The organism is Mycobacterium sp. (genome assembly GCF_035499775.1).
In the GTDB taxonomy this organism is placed as follows: domain Bacteria; phylum Actinomycetota; class Actinomycetes; order Mycobacteriales; family Mycobacteriaceae; genus Mycobacterium.
In genome coordinates, this window is record NZ_DATJYB010000474.1 from 1 (window position 1) to 8,733 (window position 8,733).

General features: G+C 66.2%; 11 protein-coding genes and 2 pseudogenes. 8 read left to right on the top strand and 5 right to left on the bottom strand.

Going from position 1 to position 8,733, the window contains the following annotated elements; translation table 11 throughout:
* The 5 genes and pseudogenes from VML93_RS29320 to VML93_RS29340 form a co-directional block, all read left to right on the top strand.
* A pseudogene (locus VML93_RS29320) lies at positions 1-124 on the top strand (cysteine synthase A); the annotation flags it as partial.
* A gap of 2 nt (positions 125-126) precedes the next feature.
* Complete coding sequence (gene cysE / locus VML93_RS29325) at positions 127-810, top strand: serine O-acetyltransferase (protein WP_325615881.1); 684 nt, start codon at positions 127-129, stop codon at positions 808-810.
* Between the two features lie 10 nt (positions 811-820).
* Complete coding sequence (locus tag VML93_RS29330; protein ID WP_325615883.1) at positions 821-1,243, top strand: thioredoxin family protein; 423 nt, start codon at positions 821-823, stop codon at positions 1,241-1,243.
* A gap of 10 nt (positions 1,244-1,253) precedes the next feature.
* Positions 1,254-1,706, top strand: coding sequence for a DUF4395 domain-containing protein (locus VML93_RS29335; RefSeq protein ID WP_325615885.1), 453 nt, complete (start codon positions 1,254-1,256; stop codon positions 1,704-1,706).
* A gap of 107 nt (positions 1,707-1,813) precedes the next feature.
* Entirely contained in the window at positions 1,814-3,460 is a 1,647-nt protein-coding gene (locus tag VML93_RS29340) for an NAD-dependent malic enzyme (RefSeq protein ID WP_325615887.1), read from the top strand.
* Between the two features lie 360 nt (positions 3,461-3,820).
* Here the strand turns inward: VML93_RS29340 and VML93_RS29345 are convergent, their stop codons facing one another.
* Positions 3,821-3,970 carry a hypothetical protein gene (locus tag VML93_RS29345; RefSeq protein WP_325615889.1) on the bottom strand — a complete coding sequence of 50 codons (150 nt, stop codon included), beginning with the start codon at positions 3,968-3,970 and terminating at the stop codon, positions 3,821-3,823.
* A gap of 240 nt (positions 3,971-4,210) precedes the next feature.
* Between VML93_RS29345 and VML93_RS29350 the strand changes: the two genes are divergently transcribed.
* On the top strand, positions 4,211-4,714 hold the full coding sequence (locus VML93_RS29350) for a hypothetical protein (protein ID WP_325615891.1): 504 nt from the start codon (positions 4,211-4,213) through the stop codon (positions 4,712-4,714).
* 9 nt (positions 4,715-4,723) lie between these two features.
* On the opposite strand, the gene mtnA is transcribed toward VML93_RS29350, so the two are convergent.
* The 4 genes and pseudogenes from mtnA to VML93_RS29370 all read right to left on the bottom strand — a co-directional run bounded on the left by mtnA (position 4,724) and on the right by VML93_RS29370 (position 7,465).
* A complete protein-coding gene (gene mtnA / locus VML93_RS29355; RefSeq protein ID WP_325615893.1) occupies positions 4,724-5,725 on the bottom strand; it encodes an S-methyl-5-thioribose-1-phosphate isomerase in 1,002 nt (333 codons plus the stop codon).
* A gap of 95 nt (positions 5,726-5,820) precedes the next feature.
* Positions 5,821-6,108: pseudogene (locus VML93_RS29360) on the bottom strand (muconolactone Delta-isomerase family protein); the annotation flags it as partial.
* 512 nt (positions 6,109-6,620) lie between these two features.
* Positions 6,621-6,908 carry a CDGP domain-containing protein gene (locus tag VML93_RS29365; protein WP_325615895.1) on the bottom strand — a complete coding sequence of 96 codons (288 nt, stop codon included), beginning with the start codon at positions 6,906-6,908 and terminating at the stop codon, positions 6,621-6,623.
* A 200-nt stretch (positions 6,909-7,108) separates the two neighbouring features.
* Positions 7,109-7,465 (bottom strand): hypothetical protein, encoded by a 357-nt coding sequence (locus VML93_RS29370; protein WP_325615897.1) that lies wholly within the window; start codon positions 7,463-7,465, stop codon positions 7,109-7,111.
* Positions 7,466-7,704: 239 nt separating this feature from the next.
* Between VML93_RS29370 and VML93_RS29375 the strand changes: the two genes are divergently transcribed.
* Both VML93_RS29375 and VML93_RS29380 read left to right on the top strand, forming a co-directional pair.
* Positions 7,705-7,977: a hypothetical protein gene (locus VML93_RS29375; protein WP_325615898.1), complete on the top strand. Its 273-nt coding sequence runs from the start codon at positions 7,705-7,707 to the stop codon at positions 7,975-7,977.
* Between the two features lie 68 nt (positions 7,978-8,045).
* A complete protein-coding gene (locus tag VML93_RS29380) occupies positions 8,046-8,564 on the top strand; it encodes a hypothetical protein (RefSeq protein ID WP_325615902.1) in 519 nt (172 codons plus the stop codon).
* Positions 8,565-8,733 lie beyond the last annotated feature (169 nt).

Here is an 8,733-nt window from a genome sequence, read left to right on the forward strand (position 1 = left end):
CGTATCGGCCGCTCTAGAGGTGGCACGCCGTCCGGAGAACGCCGGCAAGCTCATCGTCGTCGTGCTCCCCAGCTTCGGCGAGCGATACCTGAGCACCGTGCTGTTCTCCAACCTGAGCGACTAACCATGCTGGCAGCAATACGGCGCGACATAGAGGTGGCCAGGGAGCGAGATCCGGCCAAGCCCACCGTGCTCGAGGTCGTCTTCGCCTACCCGGGCGTGCACGCGGTGTGGGGTCACCGCATCAGTCACGGGCTGTGGAATCGCGGCTCCAAGGTGCTGGCGCGGGTGGTCGCCGAGCTCACCCGGATTCTGACGGGCGTCGACATCCATCCCGGTGCGCTGCTGGGCCCCGGCCTGTTCATCGACCACGCGACCGGCGTGGTGATCGGAGAAACCGCCGAGGTCGGCGAGGACGTCACGCTCTTCCACGGCGTCACCCTCGGCGGCACCGGCAGGGATACCGGCAAGCGCCACCCCACCATCGGCGATCGAGTGGTCATCGGCGCCGGAGCCAAGGTGCTCGGTGCGATCAAGATCGGCGACGACAGCCGGATCGGCGCGAACTCGGTCGTGGTCAAAGAGGTTCCCTCGGGCTCCGTGGTGGTCGGGGTGCCCGGCCAGATCATCAGCCAGCCCGGCAAAGCCAGGGAGGACGACTCACTGCTGCCCGACCTAGTGGGTGTCAGCCTGCAATCCCTGCTCACCCGGGTGGCCAGGCTGGAAGGCAACGGCGATGGCCAACAAGGCGACCGCGTCATCCGGCCACCGGAAGGCGGAGTGTGGCATGGCGACGACTTCTCGATCTGAAGCGGCTTAAGTGAGTGCCGTTCTTCTCGCCGTGACCGCAACCGTCGCCGCGTTGGGCATCGCCACCGCGATCGGTGTGGTGGTCAATCGACGGTCGGGCGTATTGCGGGAAACCGCCGCCGAACCCGAGCAGGACACCTCGAGCCTCGGCTTGTCCGATGCGGGGCCGACCGTCGTGCACTTCAGTGCGGAATGGTGTGGTCCGTGTGCCTCGGTCCGTCGCGTGGTCGACCAGGTATGCGCGGATCTGCCCGGGGTAGCCCACGTAGAGATCGACATTGACGCGAACCCCGTTGCCGCCAAGCAGCTTTCGGTACTTTCCCTGCCGACCACGTTCGTCTTCGACGCCGGCGCACGGCAACGATATCGCACCGCGGGCGTGCCGAAGGCGGCCGACCTGCGGACCGCCCTCGAGCCTCTCTTGACCATTTAGGAGCTACACCATGTCAACCGATACCAGCCAAGTAGACGTGCGGGGCCCGCGATTCGCGGCGTGGATCAGCACCGCCGTCTTGGTACTCACGCTGGCCGTCTCGGCTGCCAGCACAACCGCAGCCGCGATCATCCTGAGCGCCCAGGCCGTCGTCTTCGCGATCAGCGCGTGGCGTGGCCCGCGCACCAGCCCCTACGGACTGTTGTTCCGCACGTTCGTCGCACCGCGCCTGGGACCCGTCACCGAACGCGAGCCGGTGCCGCCGCTGAAGTTCGCCCAGTTGGTCGGGCTGATATTCGCCGTGGTCGGGGTAGTCGGGTTCGCCGCCGCGATCCCGCTGCTCGGCGTGGTCGCCACCGCTTTCGCGCTGTTCGCCGCCTTCCTCAATGCCGCTTTCGGCATCTGCCTGGGCTGCCAGCTGTACCCGCTGGTCGCCCGGCTGCGCCGCGTGCCCGCGGCGTAAGCGTCGAATCGTCAACGCATACCGAGGATTCAGAGCACGTTCACCTCGATCAGGGCTACGGTCCTAGGGGTGACTTCACGCCGCCACAGTCACGGACGGAGGTTGTGATGAGCGACGCCTGTGTGCCCCGGAACCCGATCGCGCTGTCTGCGCCGAGTCTCAACCGTGGGGTCGGCTTCACTCACGAGCAGCGGCGGGCGCTGGGGCTTACCGGCCGGCTGCCGTCGGCGGTGCTCACGCTCGAACAACAGGCTGACCGCGTCTGGCGTCAATTGCAAGGCATGGCAACCGATCTGGGCCGCAACCTACTGATGGAGCAGCTGCACTACCGGCACGAAATCCTGTACTTCAAGGTGCTGTCGGAGCATCTGACCGAACTGATGCCGGTGGTGTACACGCCCACGGTCGGCGAGGCCATCCAACGCTTCTCCGATGAATACCGCGGGCAGCGGGGACTGTTTCTGAGCATCGACGAACCCGACGAGATCGCCGAGGCATTTGAGACGTTCGGGTTGGGACCCGACGACGTCGACCTGATCGTGTGCACCGACGCCGAAGCGATTCTGGGGATCGGTGACTGGGGTGTCGGTGGCATCCAGATCGCCGTAGGGAAGTTGGCGCTCTACACCGCCGGTGGCGGTATCGATCCCCGCCGCTGCCTGGCCGTGTCGCTGGACGTCGGCACCGACAACGAACAGCTGCTGCAGGACCCGTTCTACCTCGGTAATCGGCACGGCCGGCGCAGCGGTCCCGAATACGAGGAGTTCGTCAAACGCTACGTCGAGACCGCACACCGGCTATTTCCCCGTGCCATGCTGCATTTCGAGGACTTCGGGCCGATGAACGCGCGGAACATCCTGGATGCCTACGGCGCGAGTTACTGCGTGTTCAACGACGACGTACAGGGAACCGGCGCGGTGGTCGTGGCGGCCATGTACGGCGGATCGAATGTCACCGGTATCCCGATGCGCGATCAGCGAGCGGTCGTCTTCGGCGCCGGCACCGCCGGGATCGGTGTCGCCGATCAGATCCGTGACGCGATGATCGCCCACGGCGCCACCGCCGAGCAGGCCGCGGCGCAGATCTGGCCGATCGACCGCCAAGGCCTGCTGTTCGACGACATGGACGACCTGCGCGATTTCCAGGTGCCCTACTCGAAGAACCGCGACCAACTGGGCGTGGCGGCCGGGGAGCGGGTCGAACTGATCGACGCGATCAAGATGGCGTCGCCCACCATCCTGTTCGGCACCTCGACCGTGTCGGGCGCGTTCACCCGGGAGGTCATCGAAGCGATGACGGCGTCGTGTGAACGTCCGATGATCTTCCCGCTGTCCAACCCGACCTCACGGATGGAAGCCATGCCGGCCGATCTGCTGGACTGGTCGAACGGCAAGGCACTGGTTGCCACCGGCAGCCCGGCCGGCCCGGTCGAATACGACGGCATCGCCTACACCATCGGCCAGGCCAACAACATGCTGGTGTTCCCCGGGATCGGGCTGGGCGTCATCGTATCGGGAGCCCGGCTGGTGACCCAGGGCATGTTGCAGGCTGCAGCGAAAGCCATTGCACAACAGGCCGATCCGACGACTCCCGGCGCTTCCCTGTTACCGGACGTGCAGAACCTGTGCGCCATATCGGCGACGGTCGCCGAGGCCGTCTACCACGCCGCCGTCGCCGAAGGGGTCGCCACCCGAACCCACGACGACATCACCCAAGCCGTCCACGACACGATCTGGGTGCCGACCTACGACTAAGCGATCTCGCGGGCAACGGAGTCAGCTTCCGCCGCCTCCGCCGCAACCACCTCCGCCACAGCCACTTCCACCGCCGCAGCCGCTGCTTCCACCGCCGCAACCGCTGCTGCCTCCACTGCAACCGCTGCTTCCCGCGCTGCAGCCGCTGAATCCTGCGCTGCAGCCGCTGCTTCCTGTGCTGCAGCCGCTGTAATAGCCGCCCGCCCCGCCCATGGTTCCAGCTGTCCAGAGGTTATTCCGTGGTGCCCCGGTGGAGTTCCGCACGATCCTGATGATCGCGACGACCGCGACGACGAAGAACGACAGCGCCCCGACGAGGAGGACAACCAAAATGACCAGAGCGCCGTCCATGTGCCAAGGTTACTCGCGTGCGGTCGTCCGGATCGGCTGTCGCCGAAAGCTAATTCCCGCCACCGCCGCAGCCGCCACCGCCGCAGCCGCTTCCGCCGCCACAGCCGCTGTGCCCACCACCGCAGCCGCTGTGCCCACCGTGGTGTCCGCCGCCGTCACTGTGTCCACTGTGGCCGTGGCCGCCATAATCGCCGCCGCCGTATCCCGCGCCTCCGGCCGACCAGAGGCCGCCGCGCCCTGAGCCGCGCCGCGAGCCGCGTCCGCGGCGCCTGGACCGTCCAAACGACACCAAAAACGCGGCGAGGACCAGAAACACAAAGAGAGTCAAGACCGGAGCGAGGAGAGCGCTACTCATGCGCCAAGGTTACGCGCGCTTTCCGCGCCACATACAGTGATGACGTGCGGCGTCGACGCGAGGACGGATACGGCCGGGCGCGTCTTGCCGCGGCGGAACTCGACCTTCCCGCTCCCGTATTCAAGACGTGCCCCTGGCAGCCCCGGGCCCTCGTGGAAACCGGACTGCGACAGTGGCTTCGCTGCTGCGCACCCGCGCTGCGAGACAACCAAGTGATCGGCATGCCATCGCGCGCGGTCGACGAGGCGTGGCATGGCTTGATCCTGTGCACCGCACGATATTCGGCGTTCTGCGACAAGGCGTACGGCACGTTTCTGCACCACCATCCGGAGGGCAGCGCAACCGCGGGCACCCCCGGCGCCGGCGACCCCGTCGACGAGCAGCTGCGCAGGACCGTCATCGCATGGTCGTTGGTCGCAGCGCCCGACGAACAGTGTGTCCTATGGGATCTCGACGAACGTCTCGGCCTGGACGAGCCCTGGGGCATCGACGTCACCCGAGTCGAGCAGATCCAGGCTGCTGTCGAGAGTCTCGGCCAGTGGGCCTGAGTTCTCCGCTTACCCGACTACGCCATTCTCGGTGACGATCGCGGTGACCAGGTCCGGCGGGGTGACGTCGAAGGCAGGGTTGAAAACGGCGATTCCCTCAGGGGCGGTTGCGATTCCGCCGACGTGCGTGACCTCTGCCGAAGCTCGCTCTTCCACCACTATTTCGGCCCCGGTCGAGGTGGCCAGATCGCGGGTGGATTCGGGGGCGACCACCACGAACGGGATGCCGTGCCGGTGAGCCGCCACCGCCAGCGCATAGGTGCCGATCTTGTTGGCGACCGACCCGTCAGCGGCGATGCGGTCTGCGCCGACAATGACACAGTCCACCTGCCCGGTGGCCATCGCCCACGCCGCCGCCGAATCGATCGTCAACCGGTGCGGGATCCCGGCCTCGGCCAGCTCCCACGCCGTCAGCCGGGCCCCCTGCAGCAGCGGGCGCGTCTCGTCAACCAGGACGTCTTCGACCAGCCCGCGTGCGTGCAGCACCCGCACCGCGCCCAGCGCGGTGCCGAACGCGCTCATCGCCAGACGTCCGGCATTGCAGTGGGTGAGGATGTGCAGCCGGCGATCCGGCAGCAGCCCCTCGATCAGATCCGCGGCATGGGTAGCGGCGGCCCGGTTCAGCTGCCCGTCCTCGGCCAGGATATGCAGGGCCTCGGCCAGCACGCCCTGCGGTCCCTGGGACAACTCCGCCAGCGTACGCTGTACGCCCCACGCCAGGTTCACCGCGGTGGGACGGGCCGAGGCGATCCGCGCCGCCTCCAGCTCTACCTTTTCGATATCGCCCGGGTGCGCCAACGCCGCCAACACCACACCGAACGCGCCGGCCACGCCGAGCGCCGGTGCGCCGCGAATGGCCAGCGTCTTGATCGCGTCAATGAGCTCGTCCACCGAGGTGATCCGCAACAACCGCAGTTCGTGCGGCAGCACGCGTTGATCGATGACGACCAACGTGTCGTCGTCCCAGGCGATCGTGCTCGCCTCGGAGTGTTCAGAGCCCACTGTCGCCACAACGTATATGGTCACCCATCTGGCGCGAGAAGACGCAAAGGCACCCGACGCCGCGCTTGCGAGTGCTTTTGCTGACTGCTCGGCGAGGGTCAGGCCCCCGCCGGGTCATTGGGATGTGCGGTCAAAGGCGTCACCACGTCGCTCCGCCAGATCCGCAGCGGCATCGAGGCGAGCACCTGCTCGAGTTGATCCGCGTTTTCCGCGGCGAACAGCCCCAGGGTTCGCCATTCGCCCGGTTGCAGTGGCGGGCGCCACAACCGCAGCAGGTACCCCTGGGCGGCCAGCTCGCGTGAATGCGCGGCCTCGCGCGCCCGGACCTCGTCAACGGTTTCCGTCGGCGTTCCCTCCGGAACGTGAGTGGTCATGTCGACCAGAAATTCCATGGGATTCTCCGTTCGGTGCCCGATGCAGGACTGTAATTGGGTGAACCGGCAGCAGACCAGCACAGGAGACCCGCAGTGACCGTCGATCGGCCGAAAGTCGCAATCTATCACCGGCGCATCACAGGGAATCGGCGCGGCCCTGGTTGACGCCCACCGCGGGCTCGACTACGCGGTGGTGGCGAACTCACGGTCGATCGCCCCCGGCGATGACCCGAGCCTCGCCGCCGTCGCGGGCGACGTCGCCGACCCCGCGACCGCTGACCGCATTGTGAGCACCCGCAATCGAGCGATTCGGGGGGGTAGACACGCTGATCAACGACGCCGGCGTGTTCGTCTCCAAACCGTTCACCGAGGCGGACCGAGCCAAGACGCAAACGGTGGGCGTGATCCACGCCAGCGCAAGTAGCCGCGGCCCTGGGCAAAGCGGCGGTAAGTTGCAGCCTGCAGATGCGCCAGAAAAGTCGCTTCCGTCAAACGTGAGTTTGACCTGATTTGGCCATAGACCAGCTCGGCTACTCGATGTGATGGTTGGGCTGACCGAGCGGCGTTGGCGGAATCTGCTCTGCGCCGGGAACTATGAAGCAGTTCTGTACCGGCGGTACGTTGCCCTGCCCGTGAGCGAACATGCACCGCTTCCATGACCCGTCCGGCCGGATCGGCCCGTCGCAGTAGTTGGCGAACACCTGCGTTCCGCATCCGGGCATCGGGTCACCCGGCACAGCGGACGCCGAAGGCGCGACCGGCATGGCGATGATGGCGGTGGCGGCAAAAGCCCCGGCCAACGTTGCTGAAATCCTCATGTTGATGCCCTCCCCCGGCGTGTAGGTTTATCAGACTGCAGCGACAGCCGTGAGCGATTTCGCAATTGACATAGGGAAGGCCAAGCACCGTTAGCTCCCAGGAAATTCGTCTCCGATGCTGGGATGCCTATAACGATCGTCCACGCTGTCAGCGGTGACCTCGACGATGCTGAGCAGTTCGACCCTGGGGCCGTAGACATTCACCCTGACGGGCCGTTCAGGTGCAGGGGCCGGTTCGCCGTCGCCAGGCTGCCGCCGGATGCGCTCGCGCGCCCATGCAATTGCACCTTTGATCGATGCCTTGCTGCATCCTTGAGCAGATCGCCCACCAGCTTGACGCCGATACCCCCGACAAATACGGCAATCACCTCAAGTGGTGGCAACCCCATTCCATCCGGCTCACGGAAGTAGCGATCTGCCTCGACACCCTCAGCACGCATGAACGCCGGAAGTTCCTCGATAACAGCGAGCCGCTCCGGCTCCATGCGGTCGGCAACGCCCAGCACCTCAATGCCCACTTTCACGCGCGGCGGAGCCAGGCCATCCGAATCGCTCACTTATCCCCGTTTCTCACCGGGCAAAATGCTTTATGTTGTGCAGATGTTGTGCACCGCAGCCAGATAAGGCCCTGACCTGGCTCCCGCGCCTGGACTCGAACCGGCCGGGCGTCAGCATCGGTCGCCCGGCTGATCAAGCGCGAGAAGGTTGGCCGACACTGACGGGCGACTGACGCCCCTCACACGCCGGAGGTTTCTCCGGTTGCCTGGAAGATCACGCGCTGCCCGATCTCGACAGCATGGTCGGCGAAGCGTTCGCCGACATCTCAGCGGCAGCTCTGACGCCACCCTCTGAACGTGCCCAGGCTAAACGCTTCGCGAAAATTCTGCGCCGTGAACTCACCGAGATGAACGAGAAGCTCGTCGCAGCTGAAGTTGAATGGCATCTTCGTTGCGAGTCTGAGGGTGAAGGCGAGCCGCCGCAGCGTCTGGTAGCAGCCCGGGAGCGCGTTGCGGAACTCGAAAGGATGCTGAAGGCACTGAGGACTCGGTTCCCTCGTATCGCCCACTGAGCATTCCGATCCGCCCAAAGCTTGATTGGCGGCGAAGATGGATCGTCTGAGCCGGGGCGGTCGGAATCGTGGCGGCGTCGATCACCGGTGACGGCGTGGTGGCCTTGATCACCGACGCCAGCGAAGCCCTGACTTCAGAGCAGTGGGCGCGGCGCGCCGTCGATCTTGCTATCGAGCTGGGCGCGAGCGAGATCGCCGTGGAGACTTACACCGCGGGCACCACCTACGTGCGCGTGCTCAAGGACGCGATGAAGAGGGTCCGCCGCCTCGCCCGGCACATCACCGTGACGCCGTGGCGCGGCAAGGGGGACGCCGAGTCACGCTCAGCGGCGATACGGCAGGCGTTCGAGGTCGGCACCTGCCGGATCGCCGGCCAGCTTCCCGACTTCGAGACGGCGTGCCTCGGCTGGCAAAGCGGGCAGCACCAGCCCGATGCGCTGGCTGCTGCCGTTATCGCGCACGACCGGCTGGTGAAGACGGCCGGTCAGCAGATGCACATCGTCAGCCCTATCGAGGCCGCGCGCCGCGCCCGCAAAGGGACGCTGCCCGCCGCGCCCGCGTGGATGACCCGCCGCATCGGCGGTTGAGGTGACCGTTCGCCATATACTAACGATTGACGTTAGTAACGTGTTACGTTAGCATTGTCTGCGTGATCCGCTCTTTCAGGGATAGCGACACCCAGAAGGTCTGGGAGCTGCGCCGCCCGAAAGGGATCAGTGTCGAACTCGCCAAGGTGGCGCGCGGCAAGATGCAGAT

Excerpts from the sequence above, each read along its gene's own strand:
- cysE (WP_325615881.1), top strand. The coding sequence starts at position 127 with ATGCTGGCAGCAATACGGCGCGACATAGAGGTGGCCAGGGAGCGAGAT.
- VML93_RS29335 (WP_325615885.1), top strand. The coding sequence starts at position 1,254 with ATGTCAACCGATACCAGCCAAGTAGACGTGCGGGGCCCGCGATTCGCG.
- VML93_RS29340 (WP_325615887.1), top strand. The coding sequence starts at position 1,814 with ATGAGCGACGCCTGTGTGCCCCGGAACCCGATCGCGCTGTCTGCGCCG.
- VML93_RS29365 (WP_325615895.1), bottom strand. The coding sequence starts at position 6,908 with ATGAGGATTTCAGCAACGTTGGCCGGGGCTTTTGCCGCCACCGCCATC.
- VML93_RS29375 (WP_325615898.1), top strand. The coding sequence starts at position 7,705 with ATGGTCGGCGAAGCGTTCGCCGACATCTCAGCGGCAGCTCTGACGCCA.